This window comes from Micropepsis pineolensis, assembly GCF_055392125.1.
On sequence record NZ_AP042408.1, the window covers coordinates 2,645,768 to 2,671,117 of the forward strand.

General features: G+C 58.0%; 25 protein-coding genes and 1 tRNA gene. 10 read left to right on the forward strand and 16 right to left on the reverse strand.

The features are described 5' to 3' along the window. Positions 1-7: 7 nt before the first annotated feature. The 3 genes from ACZ5RI_RS11750 to fabI all read right to left on the reverse strand — a co-directional run bounded on the left by ACZ5RI_RS11750 (position 8) and on the right by fabI (position 2,943). Positions 8-928, reverse strand: a complete 921-nt coding sequence (locus tag ACZ5RI_RS11750) for an SPFH domain-containing protein (RefSeq protein ID WP_464513369.1) — start codon at positions 926-928, stop codon at positions 8-10. Positions 929-949: 21 nt separating this feature from the next. Next, positions 950-2,053: a chorismate synthase gene (gene aroC, locus ACZ5RI_RS11755; protein WP_464513370.1), complete on the reverse strand. Its 1,104-nt coding sequence runs from the start codon at positions 2,051-2,053 to the stop codon at positions 950-952. A gap of 68 nt (positions 2,054-2,121) precedes the next feature. Beyond that, positions 2,122-2,943 carry an enoyl-ACP reductase FabI gene (fabI, locus tag ACZ5RI_RS11760; RefSeq protein ID WP_464513371.1) on the reverse strand — a complete coding sequence of 274 codons (822 nt, stop codon included), beginning with the start codon at positions 2,941-2,943 and terminating at the stop codon, positions 2,122-2,124. A 272-nt stretch (positions 2,944-3,215) separates the two neighbouring features. Between fabI and ACZ5RI_RS11765 the strand changes: the two genes are divergently transcribed. The 4 genes from ACZ5RI_RS11765 to ACZ5RI_RS11780 all read left to right on the forward strand — a co-directional run bounded on the left by ACZ5RI_RS11765 (position 3,216) and on the right by ACZ5RI_RS11780 (position 6,896). Beyond that, complete coding sequence (locus ACZ5RI_RS11765) at positions 3,216-3,893, forward strand: CHASE3 domain-containing protein (RefSeq protein WP_464513372.1); 678 nt, start codon at positions 3,216-3,218, stop codon at positions 3,891-3,893. A 79-nt stretch (positions 3,894-3,972) separates the two neighbouring features. Further along, positions 3,973-4,575 (forward strand): glycosyltransferase family 2 protein, encoded by a 603-nt coding sequence (locus ACZ5RI_RS11770; protein WP_464513373.1) that lies wholly within the window; start codon positions 3,973-3,975, stop codon positions 4,573-4,575. Positions 4,576-4,758: 183 nt separating this feature from the next. Next, a complete protein-coding gene (locus tag ACZ5RI_RS11775) occupies positions 4,759-6,078 on the forward strand; it encodes a UDP-glucose dehydrogenase family protein (protein ID WP_464513374.1) in 1,320 nt (439 codons plus the stop codon). Between the two features lie 161 nt (positions 6,079-6,239). Then, entirely contained in the window at positions 6,240-6,896 is a 657-nt protein-coding gene (locus ACZ5RI_RS11780) for a hypothetical protein (protein WP_464513375.1), read from the forward strand. Between the two features lie 99 nt (positions 6,897-6,995). On the opposite strand, the gene ACZ5RI_RS11785 is transcribed toward ACZ5RI_RS11780, so the two are convergent. After that, a tRNA-Cys gene (locus ACZ5RI_RS11785) sits at positions 6,996-7,069 on the reverse strand. Positions 7,070-7,589: 520 nt separating this feature from the next. On the opposite strand from ACZ5RI_RS11785, the gene ACZ5RI_RS11790 reads away from it, so the two are divergent. Both ACZ5RI_RS11790 and ACZ5RI_RS11795 read left to right on the forward strand, forming a co-directional pair. Then, positions 7,590-8,423 (forward strand): DUF2497 domain-containing protein, encoded by an 834-nt coding sequence (locus ACZ5RI_RS11790; protein ID WP_464513376.1) that lies wholly within the window; start codon positions 7,590-7,592, stop codon positions 8,421-8,423. Between the two features lie 128 nt (positions 8,424-8,551). After that, complete coding sequence (locus ACZ5RI_RS11795) at positions 8,552-11,359, forward strand: valine--tRNA ligase (RefSeq protein WP_464513377.1); 2,808 nt, start codon at positions 8,552-8,554, stop codon at positions 11,357-11,359. A 125-nt stretch (positions 11,360-11,484) separates the two neighbouring features. On the opposite strand, the gene ACZ5RI_RS11800 is transcribed toward ACZ5RI_RS11795, so the two are convergent. The 5 genes from ACZ5RI_RS11800 to ACZ5RI_RS11820 form a co-directional block, all read right to left on the reverse strand. Beyond that, positions 11,485-12,096: a YceI family protein gene (locus tag ACZ5RI_RS11800; protein WP_464513378.1), complete on the reverse strand. Its 612-nt coding sequence runs from the start codon at positions 12,094-12,096 to the stop codon at positions 11,485-11,487. Positions 12,097-12,189: 93 nt separating this feature from the next. Then, positions 12,190-13,581, reverse strand: coding sequence for an NAD-dependent succinate-semialdehyde dehydrogenase (locus tag ACZ5RI_RS11805; RefSeq protein WP_464513379.1), 1,392 nt, complete (start codon positions 13,579-13,581; stop codon positions 12,190-12,192). Positions 13,582-13,857: 276 nt separating this feature from the next. After that, positions 13,858-14,457: an NAD(P)H:quinone oxidoreductase gene (gene wrbA / locus ACZ5RI_RS11810; protein WP_464513380.1), complete on the reverse strand. Its 600-nt coding sequence runs from the start codon at positions 14,455-14,457 to the stop codon at positions 13,858-13,860. Between the two features lie 45 nt (positions 14,458-14,502). Then, positions 14,503-14,784: a hypothetical protein gene (locus tag ACZ5RI_RS11815; protein WP_464513381.1), complete on the reverse strand. Its 282-nt coding sequence runs from the start codon at positions 14,782-14,784 to the stop codon at positions 14,503-14,505. A gap of 19 nt (positions 14,785-14,803) precedes the next feature. After that, the gene (locus tag ACZ5RI_RS11820; protein WP_464513382.1) at positions 14,804-15,499 is read right to left on the reverse strand and encodes a pirin family protein; all 696 of its coding nucleotides are present in this window, start codon (positions 15,497-15,499) and stop codon (positions 14,804-14,806) included. 143 nt (positions 15,500-15,642) lie between these two features. Here ACZ5RI_RS11820 and ACZ5RI_RS11825 point away from each other — a divergent pair, with 143 nt between their 5' ends. Further along, positions 15,643-16,515, forward strand: coding sequence for a LysR family transcriptional regulator (locus ACZ5RI_RS11825; RefSeq protein ID WP_464513383.1), 873 nt, complete (start codon positions 15,643-15,645; stop codon positions 16,513-16,515). A gap of 3 nt (positions 16,516-16,518) precedes the next feature. Here the strand turns inward: ACZ5RI_RS11825 and ACZ5RI_RS11830 are convergent, their stop codons facing one another. Next, the gene (locus ACZ5RI_RS11830) at positions 16,519-17,931 is read right to left on the reverse strand and encodes an MFS transporter (RefSeq protein ID WP_464513384.1); all 1,413 of its coding nucleotides are present in this window, start codon (positions 17,929-17,931) and stop codon (positions 16,519-16,521) included. Between the two features lie 206 nt (positions 17,932-18,137). After that, on the reverse strand, positions 18,138-18,524 hold the full coding sequence (locus ACZ5RI_RS11835; RefSeq protein ID WP_464513385.1) for a winged helix-turn-helix transcriptional regulator: 387 nt from the start codon (positions 18,522-18,524) through the stop codon (positions 18,138-18,140). 84 nt (positions 18,525-18,608) lie between these two features. Between ACZ5RI_RS11835 and ACZ5RI_RS11840 the strand changes: the two genes are divergently transcribed. Further along, positions 18,609-19,454 (forward strand): SDR family oxidoreductase, encoded by an 846-nt coding sequence (locus ACZ5RI_RS11840; RefSeq protein WP_464513386.1) that lies wholly within the window; start codon positions 18,609-18,611, stop codon positions 19,452-19,454. Between the two features lie 48 nt (positions 19,455-19,502). Here ACZ5RI_RS11840 and ACZ5RI_RS11845 read toward each other — a convergent pair whose 3' ends face one another. Then, positions 19,503-20,939 (reverse strand): MFS transporter, encoded by a 1,437-nt coding sequence (locus tag ACZ5RI_RS11845; protein ID WP_464513387.1) that lies wholly within the window; start codon positions 20,937-20,939, stop codon positions 19,503-19,505. A gap of 227 nt (positions 20,940-21,166) precedes the next feature. On the opposite strand from ACZ5RI_RS11845, the gene ACZ5RI_RS11850 reads away from it, so the two are divergent. Both ACZ5RI_RS11850 and ACZ5RI_RS11855 read left to right on the forward strand, forming a co-directional pair. Next, positions 21,167-21,694, forward strand: a complete 528-nt coding sequence (locus ACZ5RI_RS11850) for a biotin transporter BioY (protein ID WP_464513388.1) — start codon at positions 21,167-21,169, stop codon at positions 21,692-21,694. Between the two features lie 17 nt (positions 21,695-21,711). Beyond that, a complete protein-coding gene (locus tag ACZ5RI_RS11855; protein ID WP_464513389.1) occupies positions 21,712-22,116 on the forward strand; it encodes a DUF1284 domain-containing protein in 405 nt (134 codons plus the stop codon). Between the two features lie 63 nt (positions 22,117-22,179). Here ACZ5RI_RS11855 and ACZ5RI_RS11860 read toward each other — a convergent pair whose 3' ends face one another. The 4 genes from ACZ5RI_RS11860 to rplM all read right to left on the reverse strand — a co-directional run bounded on the left by ACZ5RI_RS11860 (position 22,180) and on the right by rplM (position 25,053). Then, positions 22,180-23,268, reverse strand: a complete 1,089-nt coding sequence (locus ACZ5RI_RS11860) for a DNA methyltransferase (RefSeq protein WP_464513390.1) — start codon at positions 23,266-23,268, stop codon at positions 22,180-22,182. 128 nt (positions 23,269-23,396) lie between these two features. Beyond that, positions 23,397-23,990 (reverse strand): ribonuclease HII, encoded by a 594-nt coding sequence (locus ACZ5RI_RS11865; protein WP_464515594.1) that lies wholly within the window; start codon positions 23,988-23,990, stop codon positions 23,397-23,399. 84 nt (positions 23,991-24,074) lie between these two features. Further along, positions 24,075-24,572 carry a 30S ribosomal protein S9 gene (rpsI, locus tag ACZ5RI_RS11870; protein WP_464513391.1) on the reverse strand — a complete coding sequence of 166 codons (498 nt, stop codon included), beginning with the start codon at positions 24,570-24,572 and terminating at the stop codon, positions 24,075-24,077. A 1-nt stretch (position 24,573) separates the two neighbouring features. Next, positions 24,574-25,053: a 50S ribosomal protein L13 gene (rplM, locus tag ACZ5RI_RS11875; RefSeq protein ID WP_464513392.1), complete on the reverse strand. Its 480-nt coding sequence runs from the start codon at positions 25,051-25,053 to the stop codon at positions 24,574-24,576. Positions 25,054-25,350 lie beyond the last annotated feature (297 nt).

Consider the following 25,350-nt stretch of genomic DNA (forward strand, 5'->3'; position numbering starts at 1 on the left):
CTGCAGATCAGGACTTTTTCGCGTTGGTACTTTCGGTACCGGCGATGATGGCGTTACGCAACTGTTCGGCGGTATCGGTCATGCCGCCGGGGGCATGGGGGATCAAAATCACCTTGGAATCCGCCGAGATACCGACTTCTTTCAACGTATCGAAATACTGCGTCATCAGCACCAGATTCAATACTTCATGCTCGTTGACGCCACCAATCTTGTCGGTGAAGGCGGCGATAGATTCCCGCAAACCATCGACAATGGCGCGGCGCTGCTTGGCGATACCCTCGCCCTGCAGGCGTTTGGATTCCGCCTCGGCCTCGGCATTTTTGACCACCAGAATCTTGTTGGCCTCGCCCTTGGCGGCGGCGGCAACCTGCAGCCGCTGCTGGGTCTGAATTTCGTTCATCGCCGCTTTGACATTGTCGGCGGGATTCACATCGGTGACTAAGGCATTAGGAATCTCGAAGCCGTAAATCTTCATCGAGACGTCCAGCTCGGTCTTCACCGCGACGCCGATATCATCCTTACGCTCGAACACCTCGTCGAGGTTCATATTCGGCACTTTGGCGCGCACCACGTCGAGGACATAGGACCGGATCTGCTCCTCATGGTTTTGCAGCTTGTAGAACGAATCCGCCTCGCTGCCCGGCACAACACGGTACTGCACCGCCACCGACAGCCGCACAAAGACATTATCCTTGGTCTTGGTCTCGACATCGACGATCAGCTGCTGAACCCGCAAGCTGACGCGCTGCACCACCGCATCAATAAAGGGCACCTTAAAATTCAGCCCCGGTGCAGCGGTACGTAAATATTTGCCGAAACGCTCGATAATCGCGCCGGTCTGCTGTTTGACGGTCACCACCGTCCCCTGCACCACGATCAACGCCACGATGATAACAACGACCAGAAAAATCATTCCGAACCCAGCCATAACGCTTCCCCTCCCGGGAATTTACGCGCCGATTTGCCCCCGGTGACGCAACGCGTGATCGGCCAGAATAATGGCCATCATCGCCTCGCCGACGGGCACAGCGCGAATGCCGACACAAGGATCGTGCCTGCCCTTGGTGACAATATCGGTATCGCCCCCCCGAATATCAACCGTCCGGCGAGGGGTAAGGATGGAAGATGTCGGTTTAACCGCAAAACGCACCACGATCGGCTGACCAGTCGACAGCCCGCCCAGAATACCGCCAGCGTGGTTGCTGAGAAAATCCGGCCGCCCACTGTTACTGGCCCGCATTTCGTCGGCGTTTTCTTCGCCGGTCAGTTCAGCAGCGGCGAAACCTTCGCCGATCTCGACCCCTTTAACCGCGTTAATGCCCATGAAGGCACTGGCAAGATCGCCATCCAGCTTGCCATAGAGCGGCGCGCCAAGCCCGGCGGGCAGACCATCGGCCACCACCTCGACCACCGCACCGATCGAGGAGCCTTTCTTGCGGATCCCTTCCAGATATTCCTCCCACGCCGCCACAGATGATGCATCGGGGCAGAAGAACGGGTTATTGGCCGTTTCCGCCCAGTCCCAGTTTTCCCGCCCGGCTTTCAAAGCCCCCAGCTGTGCCATGGCGCCATGGACCGAGAAATTCGGATAGAGCGAGGCCAGCACCTTTTTGGCCACCGCACCGGCGGCCACCCGTGCCGCGGTTTCGCGCGCCGAGGAACGCCCGCCCCCGCGATAATCCCTCAGGCCGTATTTGACGAAATAAGGATAATCGGCATGACCGGGGCGGAACTTGTCGCGGATGTCGCCATAATCTTTGGAGCGCTGATCGGTGTTTTCGATCATCAGCGCGATGGGGGTGCCGGTGGTCAGCGGCAACTCCATCCGCTCGTCCTGAAACACGCCCGACAGAATCCGTACGGCATCGGGTTCCCGCCGCTGGGTAACGAATTTGGAGCCCCCGGGCTTACGCCGATCGAGATCAACCTGAATGTCGGCTTCGGTCAGTGGAATACCGGGCGGGCAGCCGTCGATGACGCAGCCCAAGGCGGGCCCATGGCTTTCGCCAAAGGTGGTGACGCGGAACAGCTGACCGATAGTGTTGAACGACATGAAAAAGGCCCCAACGTTTTATAACGATGGGGCCCAGTATGAACGCATTTAATTGCGAATTGAAACCGTCAGGCTTCAGTTTTCTTCACCACCAGATCGGGGGCGTCTTCGGCCTTCATACCGACGACATGATAACCGGAATCGACATGCAGGCATTCGCCGGTCACCGCCGTGCCCAGATCAGACAGCAGGAACAGCGCCGCCTTGCCAACTTCTTCGGTGGTCACGGTGCGGCGCAACGGGGCGTTATATTCGTTCCACTTGAGGATCAGGCGGAAATCACCAATACCCGAAGCGGCCAGGGTCTTGATCGGCCCGGCGGAAATCGCGTTAACGCGAATCGCCTGCTTGCCGAGATCTTCGGCGAGATAGCGCACCGAAGCCTCCAGCGCCGCCTTGGCCACGCCCATCACGTTGTAATGCGGCATAACCTTTTCCGCGCCGTAATAGGTCAGCGTCAGCATGCTGCCGCCATCTTTCATCAGCTTTTCCGCGCGCTGGGCAATGGCCGTGAACGAGAAGCAGGAGATGTTCATGCTCATGGCGAAATTATCCGCCGTGGTGTCAACATACCGGCCCTTGAGCTGTTCCTTGTCGGAATAGGCAATGGCATGAACGACGAAATCAATCTTGCCCCAAACCCTTTCGAGCTCGGCAAAAGTGGCATCAATCGAGGCTGGATCGGTGACATCGCAATCGATAACCGCTGCGGGATTCAGCGGTTCGACCAATGGCATCACACGCTTTTTGAACGCTTCCCCCTGATAGGTGAAAGCGAGCTCAGCGCCAGCCTGATGCAGTGCCTCGGTGATCCCCCAGGCGATTGAGTGGGCATTAGCGACCCCCATAATCAGACCGCGCTTGCCTTTCATCAGGCCTTCAAATGCCATGAGTTTATCTCCGATCATATTTCAGGTCCCCTAATGCTCCGAAATTGAAGAAAAAATCAAGAAAGATGACGTGAGGGAACTGTGGGATACCCTATTTTCTCTTAACTGCGAGGATGAGCAAACCGTCAGAATGGTGAAAAAAACGCCACCCCTTAGCTGGCATCTTGTTGAATTTATGGCGTTGGTCAATCTAAAGATGTGGTATAGAGTTATGATGGGACCGGTACCGGGGCAGACATTCCCTGTCGGCCACTTTTATGACGGAGCCCATCATGTTCCGATGGTGTAGCGTTGGTCTGCGATTTGATGTGCTTTTGCGGCAGGGCTGGCTCAGGCCGGTAGGCAAGCAGGTGCTGATTGTTGCCGCCGTTCTGTTAGCCGCAGCGCTGCTGCTGCTGGCGGTCAATTATGAGCATTTGCGACGCAGCTACGCCCTGCACGAAAAGACCGACGCCACCTTTATGATGCTCAGCCGCACGGAAGCAAAACTGGTCGGGATGGAAATGACCACCCGCGGCTATGCCCTGACCCGCGATCCAAGTTTTCTGGCCATGCAAACCAGCGAGCGACGGGACCTGCTTGCTCAGTGGCAGCAACTGGATGCGGCCCTGTCTGATGAACCGGCCCAGAAGGCATCCTTCGAACGCTTGCGCCCACTGATTCAGCGCCGGCTCGATCTGTATGCCTATCTTTCGACCCCGGCCCATGCCGCCGAGGTGGCCCACGCCATCACCGATCCGGCCACCCGTCAGGTGATGCGCAACGCCCAGACTGCACTGGCCCAACTGCGCCTCAACCAGTTGGTTTTATTGAAAGAACGTCAGGAATCAATGAGCGTTCAGGTGCGCACCACCGCGGCAGTGACCGCCATCATAATCTTGCTGGCGTTTGCAGGCGTGGTTTTAGGGATTGTGATGACCATGAGCGGCAACATAAAATCCACCCCGTGAGGCCTTACGCTTTGATGCCCCACACTTAAAAGATGGCGGAGCGCACCAACATCACGGAGTTCAAGGGATTTTGACCGATATGCCGAATAAGCCACCGCGCGTAGCGATATGCTTTCCGTCTGCCGATACCGTGCAGGCGGATTTCGCCCTCGCTTTGTCCGGTGTGTGTCTGGCCACCCGCGGGGTGGAGCTGGTGGTGATCAACCCCAAAAGCTCAATCGTAGCTGTGGCGCGCAACAACGGTGTCGAACGGGCGCAACAGCGCGAGGCCGATTACATCCTGTTCCTCGACAGCGACATGATCTTCCCAGCCGACACCCTGATGCGGCTACTGGCCCATAAAAAGGATATTGTCGGCGCGCTTTATACCAAACGGCTGCCGCCATATGAAATTCTCGGCACGCCACTGCCCGATGCCACGCCGGACGCAAACGGGCTGGTCGAAATGAAGCGCCTGCCGACCGGCTGCCTAATGATCGCCATGGAGGTTTTCAGCAAACTGCCCGAACCCTATTTCCACTTCGGCATCAATCCGGAAACCCACAAACTGCTGGGCGAGGATTACGCCTTTTGCGACGATGCCCGCTTCGCCGGTTTCTCTTTGTGGGCCGACATGAAATTGTCGCAGGAACTTGGCCATATTGGCCAGCATATCTGCCGGGTGCCGACCGCCCAGCCGTAAAGACGTCCCCTGCCCGGTCTTTTGTGCCATGACAACGGACCGGACAGGGCCAGAAAACCAGTAGCGTAGCCAGATTGTCCGATCAGAGTGTAGGCAGGGACCGCCAATCTGACATAAGCTGGCAGCCAGAATCGTATAAAAATTGAAATACCGTCCAAACAACAATTTTGAAGGTGACGCACGATGCGGATTGTGATGATCGGTTCAGGGTATGTCGGGCTGGTTTCTGGTGCGTGCCTGTCAGAGTTTGGCCACAACGTCACCTGCGTTGACAAGGATGCGGGCAAGATTGATGGCTTAAAGAACGGCATTATTCCGATATTTGAGCCCGGGCTGGACGATGTGGTGGCCGCCAATGTGCGTCAGGGCCGCCTGTCGTTTTCGACCGATCTGTCCGAAACGGTGCCGAACGCCGATGCGGTGTTCATAGCGGTGGGCACGCCGACGCGCCGTGGCGATGGCCATGCCGATTTGAGCTATGTCTATGCGGCGGCGGAAGAGCTGGCGCAGTATCTGACCGACTATACCGTGGTGGTGACCAAATCGACGGTCCCGGTGGGCACCAACCGCCAGGTGGCCGAGATTATCACCAAGGCGCGGCCTGATGCCGATTTCGACGTGGCCTCGAATCCGGAATTTTTGCGCGAAGGTTCGGCAATTGACGATTTCCGCCACCCCGACCGCGTTGTGGTCGGCTGTGAGACCGAACGGGCCCGCACGGTGATGAAGGAAGTCTACCGTCCGCTCTACCTCAACGAAACGCCGATCGTCTTCACCACGCTGGAGACGGCGGAAATCATCAAATACGCCTCGAACGCCTTTCTGGCGACCAAGATCACCTTCATCAACGAGATGGCCAATCTGTGCGAGAAGGTCGGCGGCAATGTGCAGGACGTCGCCCGCGGCATGGGGCTGGACGGGCGCATTAATCCGAAGTTTCTGCATGCCGGTCCGGGCTATGGCGGTTCGTGCTTCCCCAAGGATACGCTGGCGCTGCTCAAAACGGCCCAGCAATACGGCACGCCGACCCGCATCGTCGAGGCGGTGGTGACGGTCAATGACGAACGTAAGCGCCAGATGGGCGAGCGGATCGAGCAGGCCTTTGGCGGGCTCAAAGGCAAGACGGTGGCGATTCTGGGCCTGACCTTCAAGCCCAACACCGACGACATGCGCGATGCCCCGGCCTTATCGATTGTGCCGTATCTGCAGGAAAAGGGCGCCATTATCCGTGCCTTTGACCCGGAAGGGGGCAAGGAAGCCAAGTCCCGCCTGGGGCTTGATCTGTGCGCCGATGCCTATGATGCCATGAGCGGGGCTGACGGTGTGGTGATCCTGACCGAGTGGAACCAGTTCCGCGCCCTTGATCTGGACAAGGTCAAAGCCCTGCTGAAGCGCCCCCTGATGATCGATCTGCGCAATATCTACCGCCCCGATATGATGGCCGAAGCGGGTTTTGATTATCACAGCATAGGGCGGGTCAGCCGGGCGGCCGTCGAATCCTGACTGCCGCTTGATGCACCATGGGCTAGCACTTCATTCTGATACAGGTGTCGGTGCGTGCCGAAAATCCGCATCATGGTAAAATTGGTTTAATCATCCGTCCGCTTGCGTTACAGTCTCCAAAGGCTTGTTGAAACGTTTCGACAAAACGAAAAGAGACGTGGATGATCCTGGTTTATGCACCATTGATTGGCGCCGTAATTGGTATTTGGCTGATCTGTCTCGTTTTCTCGCGTCAGCATCGTTGTGCGCGGCCTTATCTGCTTGGCACCGGCGTAATCCTTACCGTTTTCGGGCTCAGTCTCGCGCTGCTGGGACTGAATTTGCAGTCCTATGTCCGTCTGGCCCCCCACCCGGTGGCGGCTGTGGCGGTCAAAACGCTCTATCCGGTCGCCAAAACCTACAGTGTGACGGTGCAGCGGCTTGATGGGGAACGGCGCAGCACCACCTGCATATTACAGGGCGAAGACTGGGCTTTGCAGGGGCATGTCCAGCAATGGCAATGGTGGGCGTTTTTCACCGGCCTGAAGCAAAGCTATGTCGTCGACCGCATTGTCGGGTTTGGCCATAATGGGCAGATCTCGACCAACTGTAGCCTGCTGCCGCCCCGGCCGAAGCTGGACCCCTATCTGCCCGGCGGATTGATCCGTTGGCTGATCGATGCGGCGATGCAGACCGAACGGGCGATTGGCCAGACGCCGCTGCGCCCGCTGAACGATGGCGCGCTATATCGGGTTGATATCGGCCCCAGCGGTTTTGTCGCGACATCGCAAATGCTGTCGTCACAACTGGCCGCCGTCAGCACAACCGAGATTCGCTAAATACATCGATAGTAAGGGGAAATGGTGTTGGCTTCAGCCAGCCCAGTCTTGCGCCGTCATACCGACGGCGTTGGGAATGCACATATTATAAGGGATTTTTGGAGGCCACGCCCGGAATTGAACCGGGGTACACGGTTTTGCAGACCGTTGCGTCACCACTCCGCCACGTGGCCTCGAGACACAGATATTGTGTGCCCTTCGCTATAGTATCTTGTCGCGCCGGGCAAGCCCCTGATGCGTCATGAACCATTCTGACAGACAAATTTGCACAGATGTCAGGCCGCAGTTTTGCGCTAAACACAAAAAGCCGCCACCCCGGAGCCCCCCGATATTCGCGCCACGGCCCAAGACCATGGGGCAGAAAATGCGAATCATTCCCGCACGACGCGGTACGAAACCATAAAAAACCGGTGCGAATCGTTTTAAGGCTCACCAATCTGTGCCCTTACAGCCCTGATATAGCGGCCATCTTTCATAATCTTAAAAGGTGAATGTTAAAATATACAGCCAATAAGAGCATTACAAAGACGATGCGGCAGCATGAACAGGGTATTACAGCCAAACAAGCGCCGTAGATCCTTGACGGAATCGTCAAAAGTGCCCTTAAGTTGTCATGTTGCTAACACCTTCTTTGCCTTTCTGGCGTAACCGTAACAAGGTAAACATTTAGGTAAGAGACGGCCGGAGCGCGCCATGGCATCGAGTCCACAAAACGAACCGACGATGGAGGAAATTCTCGCCTCCATCCGTAAGATCATATCCGAGGATTCGACCTCACAGGCCCCGGCTGAGGAAGAATCGCTCGCGCAGGAGCTGCCTGAACCGGAATCAGCCCCTGAACCGACAACAGAACCCGACCCCGAACCAGCCGCCGAGCCTGATTTCGGCCAGGAACTGGCCGCCGCCACCGAAGAAGAAGATGATGACCTGCTGGAACTGACCCCGGAGATGGAGCAGGACACCGCCCTGGCGGGTGACGATATCGCTTTTGGCGATCCCGAGCCGGAACCAGAAGCCGCCCCCCTTTTGGACGTGGCACCAGAAGAGCCGGTCGCCGAAGCCGAGCCTGTAATCGAAGAACCGGTATTGCCGGAACCAGAACCAGAGCCCGAACTGGCCGCCCCCGAACCCGAACCTGAACCTGAACCCGAGCAGGAATTAAGCGTACCCGATATGAATATGATGACGCCGCCTGCGGCGACCGAATCCGACAGTATGTTTTCGGAAAAATCGCGCCGTGCGTTAGACGATGCCATGGCCAATCTTGACCGCACCATAGTTGACGAGGAAACCGCCCACCGGGCCAGCAACCTTGAACAGACCGTCGGGGCGATCATGCTTAACGCCATGCGCGAGAAGGTTGACCCCGCCGTTAACCGCTGGCTGAGCGAGAACCGGGCCGAGATGATCGCCCATATGAAACCCTTTGTGCGTGAATGGCTGGACGAGAATTTCCCCGCCCTGCTCGAAGAAGCGGTACGCAGCGAAGTGGCCCGCACCATCAAGCTACGCAGCGCAAAAAGCTGATCCCTTAAGATTCCCGGCCCCAAAAGCCGCTAAAAGGCAAAAAGGCTTGACGGTGTGGCCCCTCTCATCTTTTCAGAGGGCGCCCTACCGTTTAAAGCCTTTTTGCCGTTTTTCATGGAAAGTGTACGATGCTCGACAAGACGTTCGATCCCAAGGAAGTGGAAGCCCGCATTTTTGACCAGTGGGTCGCCTCTGGCGCGTTCAAAGCGGGACGCCGGCCGGGAGCCGAGCCCTTCTGCATCGTCATCCCGCCGCCCAATGTCACCGGTAAGCTTCATATCGGCCACGCCCTCAACAACACCCTGCAGGATGTGCTGGCCCGGTTCGAACGCATGCGCGGCAAGGACGTGTTGTGGCAGCCGGGCATGGACCATGCCGGTATCGCCACCCAGCTGGTGGTCGAACGCGAACTTGCCAAGCAAGGCAAGAAGCGCACCGACATGAGCCGCGAAGACTTCATCAATCAGGTCTGGCAGTGGAAGAACGATTGCGGCGGCGCCATCCTTAATCAGCAGAAGCGTCTGGGCAATTCGGCCGACTGGGACCGCGCGCGCTTTACCATGGACGAAGGGCTGTCCCGCGCCGTGCTGAAGGTCTTCGTGCGGCTCTATAACGAAAAGCTGATCTATAAAGACAAGCGCATGGTCAACTGGGACCCCAGCTTGCAGACCGCCGTGTCGGACCTTGAGGTCGAAAGCATCGAGACCAAGGGCAATCTGTGGCACCTGAAATATCCGGTTGAAGGCACCGACGATTTCATCATCGTCGCCACCACCCGGCCCGAGACCATGCTGGGCGATACCGCCGTGGCGGTGCACCCCGAAAACGAAAAGCTGAAGCATCTGATCGGCAAGCAGGTTCGCCTGCCGCTGGTGAACCGGCTGATCCCGATCATTGGTGACGAACATGCCGACCCGGAAAAAGGCACCGGCGCGGTGAAGATTACCCCGGCCCATGATTTCGACGATTGCGAGGTTGGCAAGCGGCATCCCGAAATCGGCTTCATCAGCATCCTGACCAAAGACGCCAAGATCGTCAGCGATAACCCGGATATTCCCGAAAAATATCGCGGTCTCGACCGTTTTGCCGCGCGCAAGGCGGTGGTGGCCGATTTTGAAGCGCTGGAACTTCTCGACAAGATCGAGCCGATTGTGCACGCCGTGCCGCATGACGAAAAGACCAAGTCGGTCATGCTGGAACCGATGCTGACCGAGCAATGGTATCTCGATGTCCGCCCGCTGGCCGCCAAGGCGATCAAAGCGGTGGAAGACGGCAAAACCAAATTTGTTCCGGAAAACTGGGGCAATGTCTATTTCAACTGGCTGCGCAACATTCAGCCCTGGTGCATCTCGCGTCAGCTGTGGTGGGGCCATCAGATTCCGGTGTGGTATGGAATCCGCCTCGTTTATGAGCCGAAAATTGATATTGAAGTAGTGCCATTCGTCGCCGAGACGGAAGAAGAGGCTGCAAATCTTGCCATAAAACATTTTGGGCCAGGCGTACTCACCCCAAAATCGAATCCCGATGAAGCAATGGAAGCCATTCGGTTGCATGGCGGCGGACGGGTGAAGGTTGGAGAGAAAATAGTTTCTCCAGAGATCTATTTTGCACGCGACCCCGATGTGCTCGACACCTGGTTCTCCTCGGCGCTGTGGCCCTTCTCGACGCTGGGCTGGCCCCCAGAGACTGCAGACCAGACGGCGGAACTGAAGCGCTATTACCCGACCTCGGTGCTGATCACCGGTTTTGACATCATCTTCTTCTGGGTCGCCCGCATGATGATGATGGGCATCCACTTTATGGATGGTGACGTGCCGTTCGAACGCGTGTTCATTCACACCCGCGTGCTCGACGAGCACGGCAAGAAGATGTCGAAGACCAAGGGCAATGTGGTTGACCCGCTGGAACTGGTCGATGCCTATGGCGCCGACGCGCTGCGCTTTACACTGGCGCTGGCTGCGGGCCTTGGCAAAGACATGCGCATCGGGCCGAGCCGCGTGGAAGTGAACCGCAACTTTGCCACCAAGCTATGGAACGCCACCCGTTTCTCGGAAATGAATGGCTGCCAGACCGTGGCGGGCTTTGATCCGTCTGCCGTCAAACAACAGGTCAACCAGTGGATCGTGGCCGAAACCGCCGCCGTGGCCGCCGATGTCACCAAAGCGCTGGAAGATCTGCATTTCAATGATGCTGCGGCTTCAGCGTACCACTTTGTCTGGGACGTGTTCTGCGACTGGTATCTCGAATTTGCCAAGCCGTTGTTCCAGGGTACCGACGAAGCCGCCAAGGCCGAAACCCGCGCCACCACGGCCTGGGTACGCGATCAGATCCTGAAGCTGCTGCACCCCTTCATGCCCTACATCACCGAGGAGCTGTGGGCGCGGACCGAGGTGCCGGAAGCCCCGCGTGGGTCTTTGCTGATCGAAGCGGCATGGCCCGACCTTTCCGCCCTGCCCGCCTTTGCCGATGCGGCGACGGAAATGCGCTGGGTGATCGAGCTGATCGCGGGAACCCGTTCGGTGCGTGCCGAAATGAATGTGCCTGCCTCGGCCAAAATTGATCTGGTGCTGGTGGGGGCAAATGATCAGACCGCCGCCCGGCTTACCCGCCACGCCAGCCTGATCCTGACGCTGGCCCGCCTTGCCACCGCCACCATAGCGGCAAGCGTGCCCGCAGCCTCGGCCCAGTTTGTTATTGGTGAGGCCACCGTGGCCCTGCCGCTGGAAGGCGTGATCGACATCGCCAAGGAAAAGCTGCGGCTGGAAAAGGACCTCAAGAAAGCGAGTGACGAAATCGCCCGCTTTGAGGCCAAACTGAACAATCCGCAGTTCGTCGCCAAGGCACCGGAAGATGTATTGACCGAACAGCGTGAAAAGCTGGCCGAGGCACAGGATTTACAGAAGCGCCTCGGCGAAGCCATCGCACGGCTGGGTTAAGCACCCGATTCAAGGCACACGAAAAAAGGCCGGTCTTACGACCGGCCTTTTTTTATCGCACATCATCCTGAGCCCTCATCCCGAGCTTGTCGAGGGAGGCGGAGCATGAGGGAAGATGCGGAACCTTACGCCTTTTCAAAGGCGGCAGAGATGATCAGGGTGACATCGTCACCAACGGCGGGCAGGTACGGCATGATGCCAAATTCGCTGCGCTTGATCTTACCCGAAACCTCGAAACCGGCCGTGTACTGCTTATCGACCACATTGATGCCCGAGGCGTTGAATTTCGCCTTCAGCGTGACCGGTTTAGTCACACCATGAAAGGTCAGATCACCGGTGACATCCGCGGTATCTTTACCGGTGCGCACAACCTTGGTCGAAACAAAATGAATCTGCGGGAATTTTTCAGCGGCAAACCAGTCGGCGCTTTTCAGTTCGCCATCCAGCTTGGCATTGCTGGTCGAAACCGAACCCGTTTCAATGGTGACATCCAGCTTGGGGGCCTTGTCATCCAGATCCAGCGTGCCGGTGGTTTTGGTAAACTCGCCATACCAGGTTGAAAAGCCCAGATGGTTCACCGCGAACAGAACGCGGGTATGATAGGGCTCGACCTTGTAAGCGCCGCGGGTCACCTTGGCCGGATCGGTATTGATGCCATCGGCACTGGCAGGGGCTGCAACAAGAAGCCCGCCAGTCAACCCCAACAGCAGCGCAGCAAAAATCGTATTGCGTAACATGTATTTCTTCCTTTTTTGATAGCTGTAGCAAACGGACACTTGTGCAGGATAAGGCCCCCGCACCGACCACCCGGTGCGGGGGGATACTCAAAATCAGAACGGCGCGTCGATATCGACGACGTCGATCAGTTTGTGATTGACGAACTCTTTCAAACCAAGGCCAAGCAATTCGCGGCCATAGCCTGAACGACGCACACCACCGAACGGCAGATCGGCTTTGACCATCGTGGGGTGATTGACGAACACCATGCCGGTCGAAATTTTCGCCGCCACTTCCACGCCATGCTTGGGGTTGGAAGTGAAGACCGAACCACCCAGACCAAAGGGCGAGTCATTGGCAATGTGAATCGCATCGGCCTCGTCTTTGGCTTTGAGGATCATCGAGACCGGGCCGAAGAATTCCCAATAATAGGCGGGATTATCCGGCGTGACATTGGTCAGAATGGTCGGCTGGACAAAGGCACCTTTGGTGGGAACCTTGGGACCAACCTCGCTTGCAGTGGCACCATGCTTCACGGCTTCGGCGATCTTCTGCTTGACCTCGTCCGCCGCGCCCTGTGACGACAGCGGGGCCAGCGTGGTGGCCGGGTCCATCGGATCACCCGCCTTCAGGGCCGAAACACCCGCGGTGTACATGGCAAGAAACTCGTCATAGATCTTATCGACGATAATCATGCGCTTGGACGATACGCAGACCTGACCACCGTTCCAGTGACGACCAAATACGGCCCAGCCCACAGTCTTATCGAGATCCGCATCACCCAGCACGACGAAGGCATCCGCCCCGCCCAGCTCCAGCGTGGATTTCTTTAAGGCCTTGCCCGCGATGGACGCGACTTCGGCACCCGCACCTTCCGAACCGGTCAGCGCCACGCCCTGCACGCGCGGATCATTGAGGATCAGCGAAATCTGTTTGCGCGTGGCATAGAGATTTTTAAAGCCACCTTCGGGCAAACCCGCCTTCAGCATCAATTCTTCAAAAATCGCCGCCGACTGCGGCACATTCGAAGCATGCTTGAGCAGCATGGTATTACCTGCCGACAGCTGCGGCGCGATGATGCGTGCGATCTGGTAATAGGGGAAGTTCCACGGCTCGATCGCCAGCAGCACACCCAGCGGTTCGTGCACTAAAATAGCTTCACCCTCGGCCGGATCGGCGACCGGAAGCTTCTCCGGGGCGAGCAATTTCTCGGCATAATCGGCATAATATTCAAAGATTGCCGCCGACAATTCGACTTCGGCCTCGGCCTCACCGATGATCTTACCCATCTCCAGGGTGAGCAGCTCGGCATAGCTACGCTTGTCAGCGCGCAACAGTTCCGCCGCCTTGCGCATGACCCTGGCCCGCTCGGCAAAGCCCGTATCCTTCCATTTCAGAAAGGTTGCATGGGCTTTTTCAATGGCAGCAGTCACCTCGGTGTCGGTGGCATCGTTGAAGGTTTTGACCACTTCACCGGTATAGGGATTCGTTGTTGCATAAGCCATTTTATATCTCCGTTTGTGCAAATCCTGTTACAAGCGCTTCTTCACACCCGAGACATCTCTGACATGCGGCTAGCCGGAAATTAGCAGGTAAAAATCCGACTACGGATCATTTAAGTTAAACGAACAAACGCTAAGGGTCTATTTAGGTAGGTATACAAATTGTTCAGATTAGACCGTAGATTTGCATAGGCGTTATTCGTCCAGCTCATATATCCAGAAAAAGTATGGCTGTTGGAAGGCTGCCGCCCCGGCGGGGGCCGGGGCGGCGTCCCCATCTTAGCCGTGCAGTTTGGCGGCCACCTCGGCCACGCGCTTGCCCTGATAACGGGCACCATCCAGCTCGTTCTCAGACGGCTGACGCGAACCATCGCCACCGGTAATCGTTGTCGCGCCATAGAGCGAACCACCCGATACCACAGTGCTTTCATGCAATCCGGCATAGCCGGAATCGAGGCCGACAATGACCAGACCAAAATGCAAAAGGTTGGTGATGAGCGAGAACAGCGTGGTTTCCTGACCGCTATGCTGCGAACCGGTCGAGGTGAAAGCGGCGCCAACCTTACCGTTCAGCGCGCCACGGGCCCACAGCCCACCGGCCGCATCAAAGAACGCCGCCATCTGCGACGACAAGCGGCCAAAGCGGGTACCCGTGCCGATGATGATAGCATCATAATTCACCAGATCCTGGACAGTTGCCACCGGGGCTTTCTGATCAAGCTTGAAATGCGCCGCCTTAGCAATTTCTTCCGGCACGGTTTCCGGCACGCGCTTGATATCAACGGTGGCACCAGTGCTGCGGGCACCTTCTGCCACAGCTTCGGCCATCGTTTCGATGTGGCCATAGGTCGAATAATACAGAACCAGAACTTTTGCCATTTTCAGATTTCCTTGAAGTGTCATATGAGGGTTAAGCGGGAAGTCTCAGACCAGCTCATCCGAGCTATGGCTGATGTTTTCCCGGCGTTCGGGGATAACGGGAACCGGATCCAGACCGGCGACAAGAACGCCGATCTGCATCAGATTATCGATGACGGCGCTAAGCGATATCCTGGGCGTGCCATAGGCGTTGGCCCATTTCCGGTCTGCCTTGGCAATCAGATAGCGCATGGTGACATCCGTCTTTGCACTGACTTTGCACAAATGTTCGGAAACGGCGTGATGCACATTGCCGACACGTTTTGCGGCAGAGAATATCTGTTCCATTTTCATGTCCCTCCGCATGTCAGGCGGTCACAACGAGCACCAGCTCGCTGTCGGTTTCGGCCAGAATTTCGAGTGCCTTTTCGCCAGCAATCGCCACCCCGTCGCGGGCGCCTGCGCGCACGCCATTCACGGTGATGCTGCCCGAGGCAGCCACCAGATAACCATGACGATTGTCGTCAAAGGCATAATTTACCGTCTGCCCGGCGGGCACAAAGGCGCCCAGCACACGGGCCTCGGCCCGGATCGGCAAGGCGCCGTCTTCGCCGAAACCACTGGCCAACACGGCAAAGGCCCCGGCCCGGTCAGCCTTGGGAAATGGCTTGGTGCCCCAGCACGGCTCGCCGCCTTTGCGGGTGGGCTGGATCCAGATCTGGAACAAAGTGGTGGTTTCGGCTTCGCGGTTATATTCCGAATGGCGGATGCCACTGCCTGCGCTCATCACCTGCACATCGCCCGCAGCGGTACGCCCGACATTACCCAGGCTGTCCTGATGCGTGATGGCACCGGTGCGAACATAGGTGACGATTTCCATATCGCGATGCGGATGGGGGGCAAAACCACTGCCGGGGGCGATTTCGTCATCGTTCCAGACCCGCAGAGCGCCCCAGTCCATCCGCATCGGGTCATAGTAGCCCGCGAACGAGAAATGGTGCCGCGCGTTGAGCCAGCCATGGTCGGCATGGCCGAGGCGGGAAAATGGTCTGAGCTCCAACATGATCGTCCCTTTTCAGTGGCGGCGCGTCACGCGCCCCTTTTGTTGAGTAATTAGATAGGATGTTCGTATTGACAAAAGAATAGAAACTTTAGAAACTCATTGTTTCCGAAAGTGATCCAATACCCCTGCCTGATCTGGAAGCCATGGCCCTGTTTGCCAAAGTCGTCGAACAACGTTCCTTCACCGGGGCGGCGACCGATCTGAACCTGTCCAAAGCGACGGTTTCAAAGGCCATTGACCGGCTGAAAAAGCGGCTTGGCGCAAGGCTGTTCCACCGCACCACCCGCAGCCTGACACTGACCGCCACAGGCCAGATCCTGGCCGAGAAAGCGGCGGCGATCCTCAACGCTGGGGAAGAGGCCGAGGATCTTGTTCTGTCGCAATCAGCCGCCCCGCGCGGGCGGATACGCCTGACGGTGCCGATGTCGTTCGGCCTGCGCCATGTCAGCCCGCTGATCCCGGATTTTCTGACGGCCTATCCCGAGGTGCGGATCGAAATTGATTTCAGTGATGCCCCGGTTGATCTGGTCAGACAGGGTTTTGATGCCGCGCTGCGCATTGCGGCGCTGCCGGATTCCTCGCTGATGGCGCGGCGCATCCGCAGCGTGAAGACCTATATTCTGGCCGCACCGGAAGCTTTGGCGCGCTTCGGCACACCAAACCACCCGCTGGCGCTGGCCGGTAAGCCCTGCCTTTGCTACACCCACGAAATGACGGTGCTGCCCTGGCAATTCCGCCGGGGCGCCGAAGCCGCCACCATCCGCCCGGATGGACCGCTGCACGTCAATAACGGCGAGGCGGTGATGGCGGGCCTGATTGCCGGTCAGGGCTTTGGTATGCTGCCGGACTTTCTGGCCGACGATGCCATTGCCGCCGGTAAGCTGGTTGTGGTGCTGCCTGACTGGTTGCTGCCCGCCAGTGCGTTGCACTTCGTCACCCCACCCGGCAACCCACGGCCCAAACGCGTCGAGTTGCTGGGACAGTTCTTTGTCGAACGATTAAAGCGCAAACGCTGACGCTTAGCGCCGCGCCAGATGCGATCCGGCGTTGCGCGGCAAGGTGAGGGAATCCCAGACCGCCGCCACCATCACCACCGCCACCAGCGCGAAGGCAATACGGAACGACATTTCCTCGCCACTCGACACCGAGCGGCCAATACGCCAGCATATTGCCCCCAGCGCCACCCCCAGCCCCGTGCCAAGCTGGTTGGCCACCGAGGTCAGTGTGTTGGCGGCGTTCATTTCAGACTGGGGCACATCGACATAGGCCAGGGTGTTATAAGCGGTGTATTGCATCGAGCGCGACATGCCGCCGATGAACAGCACCGCCGCCATCAGCATCACCGGCAGACCGGGGGCGAACAGCGCGCAGGCACCAATGCTGACGGCATTGATGAGGCCATTAAAGATCAGCACATTGCGAAAACCAAAACGGCGCAACACATAGGTGGTGCCCGGCTTCATCACCAGATTGCCGATAAAGATCGCCATCATCATCATGCCCGCATCAAACGAGCTGAAGCCGAAAGCGAGCTGAAACATCAGCGGCAACAATAATGGCACTGCGCTTAGGGACAGCTTAAACAGCGAGCCACCCCACACCGTTACAGCGAAGGTTTGGGTCCGCAGCGCCCTCAGGCCGATCAGCGGATAGGGACAGCGCAGTAAATGGCGCACCGCTACAATGCCAAGCCCGAAACCGACGACGGCGCACAAGCCGACATACAGCCAGTTGATATTGGCGCGCCCCAACAACTCGGCCGCAGCCAGCAGCGTGAACAGCGAGATACCGGTCAGCACAAATCCCACGCTGTCAAAGGGCCGCGGCGCGCCGGTGACGTTGGGGATTTTCCACCATGCCAGCGCAATTGCGATAATGCCGAGCGGGACATTGAGATAAAAAATCCAGCGCCAGTCGGCATGATCGGCAATGAAGCCGCCCAGCGGCGGCCCCAATGCCAGCGCAATCAACGTGGGCCAGGTCAAAAAGGCGATGGCTTCGAACAATTTTTCTTTGGGTGTGACGCGCAAGACCACCAGTCGGCCCACCGGCACCATCATCGCCCCGCCGATACCCTGCAAAATGCGTAAAGCCACGAAGGCCGTCAACGACCCAGCCATACCGCATAACAGCGAGGCGATGGTGAAAATCGCAATCGCCGCTGAGAACACCCGCTTGGCACCGAAGCGATCGGCAATCCAACCGCTGATCGGAATGAAGACCCCCAGTGTCAGCATATAGGCGCTGATACCGATGCTAAGGTCGACGGGGTGGACAGCAAAATCGCGTGCCATATCGGGCAGCACCGGGGCAATCACCGTGCCGTCGAGATTTTCCATGAAGCCGGTGCCCGCCACAATCAGGGCGACGATGGCATTCAGCCCGGTAGCGGAAGCAACTTTAACGGGGGTATCAATCTGATCGTTCGGCACAGCACATGACCTAAGTTCATCCGTACAAAGACCGCACGTCAAACAAGGACAACCGTGTCGGCGTGACACCCTTGCCTTGCCCGACAAGCATGGCAAAAAAAAGCCAAAATAACGTGAATGTCAGAGTTTACTGTATACGTCATGAACAGCCGGTTGCGCGCCCCCCCATCCACCGCGGGGTAAACCCAAAAGCCCGCCAGCCCGTGTCAGCTCAGCCCCCAATGCGCCGCAATGCGCGGCAGACTGGTTTCAATCCAGTCGGCCAGAATGCGCACCTTTTCTGCCGCCTCGCCCCCGATATCGGTCAGGCGATATTCAACATGCGGTGGTACTTCCTGAAAATCGTGGCGCAGAACAAACCCATCCCCTTCCAGATTTTGCAGGGTCTGGGCCAGCATCCGTTCGGAAATCCCACCAATCTGACGGCGCAGGGCACTGAACCGCTGCGGTCCCTGTTCCAGGATCAGCAGCACCAGCACACCCCACCGGCTGGTCATATGGCTTAAAACCTGCCGCGCCGGGCAGGCGGCTGCCATCAGATCCCCCCGCCCGGCGATGGCGTCGAGCAACAGGGAGGGGGCGGTTTTAGACATTTTAACACTTACCTTTTTGTGCGTACTTACGAAAAGTAAGTACGTCTATTATATGGTACCTGTCAACCAATCAGGAGCCTTTCCATGAGCATTGCCGTTACCGGTGCCACCGGCCAGCTTGGCCGCCTTGTTATTGCCGAACTGAAGAAGCGCGTTGCCACCAGCGAGATTATTGCGCTGGTCCGCACACCGGCCAAAGCCGCCGATCTGGGCGTTGCCGCCCGCGAGGCCGATTATAACCGCCCCGAAACCCTGAAAACCGCACTTACGGGCGTTGAAAAACTGCTGCTGATCTCGTCGAGCGAAGTGGGCAAACGCGGCCCCCAGCATCAGGCCGTGATCGATGCCGCAAAGGCCGCCGGGGTTACGTTTATCGCCTATACCAGCCTGCTGCATGCCGATACCTCGCCGCTGGGTCTGGGCGTTGAACACCGCGCCACCGAAGCCGCGCTGGCGGCTTCAGGCATACCGCACGCCCTGTTGCGCAATGGCTGGTATAGCGAGAACTATGCCGCCTCCATTCCCGGTGCGCTGGCATCTGGTGCCTTCATCGGCAGTGCGGGGGATGGCAAGATTGCCTCGGCTGCGCGGGCCGACTATGCCGCCGCCGCGGCAGCCGTCCTCACCGCCCCGGATGCGGCGGGCAAGATCTATGAACTGGCCGGTGACGAAGCCTATACGCTGGCGGATCTGGCGGCGGAGATTTCCCGCCAGACCGGCAAGACCATTCCCTATCACAATCTGACCGAAGCCGATTTTGCCGCCACACTGGTCAAGATCGGTCTGCCGGAGGGGCTGGCCAACATGCTGGCGGATTCTGATGCGAGCGCTGCCAGGGGCTGCCTGTTCGATGACAGCCATACCTTATCAAAGCTGATCGGCCGGCCCACCACCGCGCTCAAAGACGTAGTTGCCGCCGCACTGCAATAATCCCAGCCCTACAAACCGGCAACCACCCAAAGTGTTTGCCGGTTTGTTTTACCGGTTAGGCTGGCGCATCAGATGCGCGCCGGTTTTACGCGGTAATTTGAACGAATCCCACAGCGCCGCCAGCATCACCAGCGTCACCAGAATGAACGCGATGCGAAACGACATTTCTTCGTTATGCGACAGCGCCAGCCCGATGCGCCACGCGATTGCCCCCAGCGCCACCCCCATACCGGAGGAAAGCTGCATCGACACCGCCGCCAGCGTGTTAGCCGCGTTCATCTCTTTTGAAGGCACATCCAGATAGGCCAGCGTGTTGTATGCGGTAAACTGCAGCGTGCGCGACAGCCCGCCGGCAAACAACAGGGCGATCATCAGGCTCATCGGCAGACCGGGGTCGAAGAAGGCGCATACCGCAATGCTTACCGCGTTGAGCAGCCCGTTGACGATCAGCACTTTACGGAAACCATAGCGACGAATGACAAAGGTAATTGCCGGCTTCATCGCCACATACCCGGCAAACACCGCCATCATCATTAAACCGGAGGCAAACGCGCTGTAGCCAAACGCCATCTGGAACATCAGCGGCAGCAGGAATGGCACCGCCCCCAGACTGAGGCGAAACAGCGAACCACCCTGAACCGAAATCGAGAACGTCTGTACCCGCATCATACCGAGGTCGATCAGCGGATAGGCGCAACGTTTCAAATGGCGCACGGCAAAGCCGCCGAAAGCCAGCCCCGCCACGATAAACACCCCAACCCGGCCCCAGTCGATATCCGCCCGCCCCATCAGCTCGGCCGCAACCAACAACAAAAACAGCGAAATACCGGTCAGCACAAAACCAATGCCGTCGAAGGGACGGCGTTCGCCATAGGCATCGGGAATTTTGAACCAGGCCACAATCAGCGCGATGGCCCCCAGCGGCAGATTGACGAAGAAAATCCAGCGCCAGTTGGCGTGGTCGGTAATCAACCCGCCCAAGGGCGGCCCCAGCACCAGCGCCAGCGCCGTTGGCCAGGTCAGCAGGGCAATCGCCTCCAGCAGCCGTTCTTTGGGGGCAACCCGCAGCACCACCAGACGGCCCACCGGCACCATCATCGCCCCGCCAATACCTTGCAAGACGCGAAACACCACAAAGCCGGCAAGTGAGCTCGCCGTAGCGCATAACAGCGAGGCCAGGGTAAAAATCGCGATGGCCGCGCAGAAAACCCGCCGTGCACCGAAGCGGTCGGCAATCCAGCCGCTGATCGGTATGAACACGCCCAGCGTCAGCATATAGGCCCCAATACCGATATTGAGATCGACCGGGTGAACAGCAAAATCCCGCGCCATAGCAGGCAGGGCTGGCCCAATGACGGTACCGTCAAGATTTTCCATAAACCCGGTGCCCGCTACGATCAGCGCCACGACGATGCTGAATTTGTATGGGGCGGCCATGGAGGCGGATTGGGGGGCAGGCTCTGCGGTATCGGACAAAACGGCCATCCTTTGCACTGGCCAATATTACCTTGGCCAAGACCATCGGGCGAACGCGGCGTAACAACCCTTTGGGTTGCTGCGGCATCGCCGATCCCGTCCATAAAGAAAAGCAAAACTTCCGTGATAGACTTACGAAAGGTTGATCCTTTATGGATTTAGCGTTAACGGCGGCAGGCTTGCCGCCACGCAGACAATTACCTAGAGTAAAATTGTACGATGATCCGGAGAATATAATGCACAGCGTCAGCGCCCTGCCCCGCCCACAGCTTCGTCTGCGTCAGGTGGGAATGGTGTTTCTTGGTACCGCCCTTCTGACACTTTCGTCCTATATCGAGGTGCCGATGTTCCCGGTACCGATGACGATGCAAACGCTGGCGGTTACCTTTATCGGCGCATTTTATGGCTGGCGTCTGGGCGCGATCACCGTATTGGCCTGGCTGATGGAAGCCGCTTTTGGCCTGCCAGTGCTGGCCGGTGGGGCTGCAGGCTTTGCCCCCTTTGTCGGGCCGACGGCGGGCTATCTGATGGCCTTTCCGGTGGCCGCAATGGTCAGTGGGCTGATCGCCGGACCGGGCAACCATCTGTTACGCAATCTGGCCGCCATGATTGCGGGCAATGCGATCTGCCTGATGGGGGCCCTGTGGCTGGCCCGTCTGGTCGGACCGGAAATGGCGCTCTATCTCGGCGTGATACCATTTGCACTGGGCGCACTGGTCAAATCGGGCATCGGGGCCGTCGGCCTCGTGCTACTGCGCCGCTAAGCGCCTGATTGGAAAAAATGCTCCGGCTCAGGCCGCACCATTTACTCTGTACACTGACCTATATCGGGCGGGGCTACAGCCCCGCCTTCACCGCCAATATGGATGCGATCTGCGCCCGGCTCTGCACCGGTGAAACCGCCATCATCGTCAGCGGGGCGGACGACATCTGCGCCCCCTTACACAACACCGATCAGGATCATTGCCGGAACGCATCCGTTACCACGCGCGATACCTCCGCCGCAGCAGATCTTGGCATTGTGGTTGGAGCGTCCCTTACCCCACGCGCTCACCTGGCCCGCTGGCGCAAAGATTTTTCCGCCGGAATAATCCGCAGCGCCTGCACCGGGTGCCCGTGGCACGATCTGTGTACGAATATTGCTGCATCCGGATTTGCAGGTACGAAGTTCACCACACCGGGTTAGACCCAAAATAAAAAGGGCCGCCATCGGCAGCCCCTTTAATGCAAAATTATCTTCCTACGCAATTTACGCCAGATCGGCACGCAACTGCTGACGCAGCACGTCGATCGGGATCAGCTTGCCGTGATATTCAAACTGCCAGAAGGTCCAGCCATTGCAGGATTCCGCACCCTGCACATGGGCGCCAATGCGATGGATCGAGCCGGTAGCATCCCCGCTAACCAGCGTACCATCGGCGCGCACCTTAGCCCGGAAACGCTTCTGCGGCCCCTGCAACATGGTGCCGGGCGGCAACAGACCACGCTCGACCACCCAGCCAAAAGGAATACGTGGCTCGGCCCGTTTGGACTTAGTCACCGCAATGGCTTCCGGATCGGTCGGTGAAATCGTGGCAATACGCGAACGGGCAATGCGGGCGTAACCCGGATCGCGTTCGATACCGATGAATTTGCGGCGCAGTTTACGCGCCACCGCACCGGTGGTGCCCGAACCAAAGAAAGGATCGAGCACGATGTCGCCCGGCTTGGTCGAGGATAAAATCACCCGGTAGAGCAGGCTTTCCGGCTTCTGGGTCGAATGGGCTTTGTCGCCGTTTTCGTCCTTGATGCGTTCATGGCCCGAGCAGATCGGCAGCGTCCAGTCTGACCGCATCTGCACCTCCTCATTCAGCGCCTTCATGGCCTCGTAATTGAAGGTGTAGATGCTCTTCTCGCTTTTGGCCGCCCAGATCAGAGTTTCATGGGCGTTGGTGAAGCGCTTGCCGCGGAAATTCGGCATCGGGTTCGACTTGCGCCAGATCACATCGTTGAGGGTCCAGAAATGGAGATCCTGCAATGCCGCACCGACGCGGAAAATATTGTGATACGAGCCGATCACCCACATGGTGCCGTTGTCTTTGAGAACCCGACGCGCCTCAGCCATCCAGGCGCGGGTGAAGCTATCATAATCGGCAAAGCTGCCAATCTGGTCCCATTTATCATCGACGGCATCGACCTTGGAATTATCCGGTCGACGCAGCTCGTTTTTCAGCTGCAGATTATAGGGCGGATCGGCAAATACCACGTCAACGGAACCTGCCGGCAGGTTGCGCATCGTCTCAATGCAGTCGCCCTCGATGATACGATCGACAGCGTCTTCAAGCTTGATTTCCGGCATGATGCCGCCCCTCTTTAACCATTAAGAGGCGCAATGTGATTCGTTTGTGATTCGCCGTCAAGAGTCTTGTGAATCAAAGTGTTAGCGAGACTCTAATTTGAGTCTCACCGATTCGTCACCTACTACATCTAGTCATTATGGATGAAGCTCAGACGATGGTGCGGGGTGGTCCCCAACGCCAAAATCGCATCACGATGTGATTTGGTGCCGTAACCGGCGTTCTGCTCCCAGCCGTAACCGGGGTATTCGAGGGCAAGTTTGGCCATCAGCCGGTCACGCGTCACCTTGGCGATGATCGAGGCCGCACCAATCGACAGCGACTTGCCATCGCCTTTGACCACCGCCTCGGCCGGGATGGCCAGACCAGGCAGCTTGTTGCCATCGACCAGCGCATATGCGGGCTTCACGTTAAGCCCCGCCACCGCGCGGCGCATGGCCAGAAAGGTCGCCTGCAGAATGTTGATCTGGTCGATCTCCTCCACACTCGCCTCGCCAATGGCAAAAGCCACCGCGTCGGCGCAGATCGTATCGAACAGCGCTTCGCGTTTGGCGTGAGACAGTTTTTTAGAGTCATTGATCCCGGCCGGAATCCGGGCGGGGTCCAGAATGACCGCAGCGGCCATAACGGGGCCAGCCAACGGCCCACGTCCCACTTCGTCAATACCGACGATGGGGGAAAACCCTTTGGCGATGGCGGCGGTTTCAAAAGACAGATCAGGCATGATGCCGGTATAGCGCAGGATGGCAATAAACCAAACAAAAACGGCCCGGATTGCTCCGGGCCGTTTCGTATCCAATCGCGAATATTAGCGCTTGGAGAACTGGAAGCTCTTACGCGCCTTCGGCTTACCGTACTTCTTACGTTCGACGGATCGCGGATCGCGGGTCAGGAACCCACCGGGCTTCAGAGCGGCGCGCAGCGTCGGCTCGTAAGCGACCAGCGCACGGCTGATACCGTGACGGACCGCACCGGCCTGGCCCGAAAGACCACCACCATCAACCAGGATCATGATGTCGAACTGACCATCGCGGCCAGCGGCATTGAGCGGCTGACGGACGATCATACGCAGCACCGGACGGGCGAAATAAACCTTTTCGTCCTTGCCGTTGACCGTGATCTTGCCGCTGCCGGGTTTGATCCAGACGCGGGCCACGGCGTCCTTACGACGGCCAGTGGCATACGCACGGCCGAGCGCATCACGCTTGGGCGCACCGGGTTCAGTGGATTGAGTGGCGCCAGCCTGCGGCTTCGCCTTGATCAGCGTTGATTTCAACTCGCTGAAGCTTTTGACTTCTTCGGCCATATCAAATCGCCTTTGCCGGATGATAGTTGGTGTTCTTGGGGTTCAGCTTCGCCACGTCGAGCACAACAGGGCTCTGTGCAGCATGGGGATGCTCAGCACCCGCATAAACCCGCATGTTGGCGAGCTGACGACGGCCCAACGGACCATGCGGCAGCATACGTTCCACGGCCTTTTCGAGAACACGGCCCGGGAACTTGCCCGCCATGATCGCACCAGCAGTACGTTCTTTGATACCGCCGATATAGCCCGTGTGGTGGTAATACACTTTTTTCTTCAGCTTGGCGCCGGTCAGGCGAACCTTGTCCGCATTGATGACGATGATATTGTCACCATCATCCATATGCGGGGTATAGCTGGGCTTGTGCTTGCCACGAAGACGCAGCGCGATGATCGTTGCGAGGCGGCCGACCACCAGCCCTTCGGCGTCGATCAGCACCCACTTCTTCTCGATCTCGGATGCCTTGGCCGAGTAGGTGTTCATATGTCTTTCTCCAGTGCCGGGGGCGGCCGCTTAAAAGACCGCGCATCCCATTCGCGAGGTGCCGTCTATACGGAGCGTTTTGCCGTCCGTCAAGCGCAATAAGTGTATATATCATGGGCATTTCTGTTAAGCGGTACTATATTACCGCATATATTTGACCGCCCCACCCCTGGCGTATTAAATCGCGCCCCAAGGATCGCGCGTCGCACTAATTACACAATTAAATGTGCAGAATAATAAATTCTGCATTGACGTGACGATAATTTAGTGATTAAACATATTATCCCCTGCGGAATG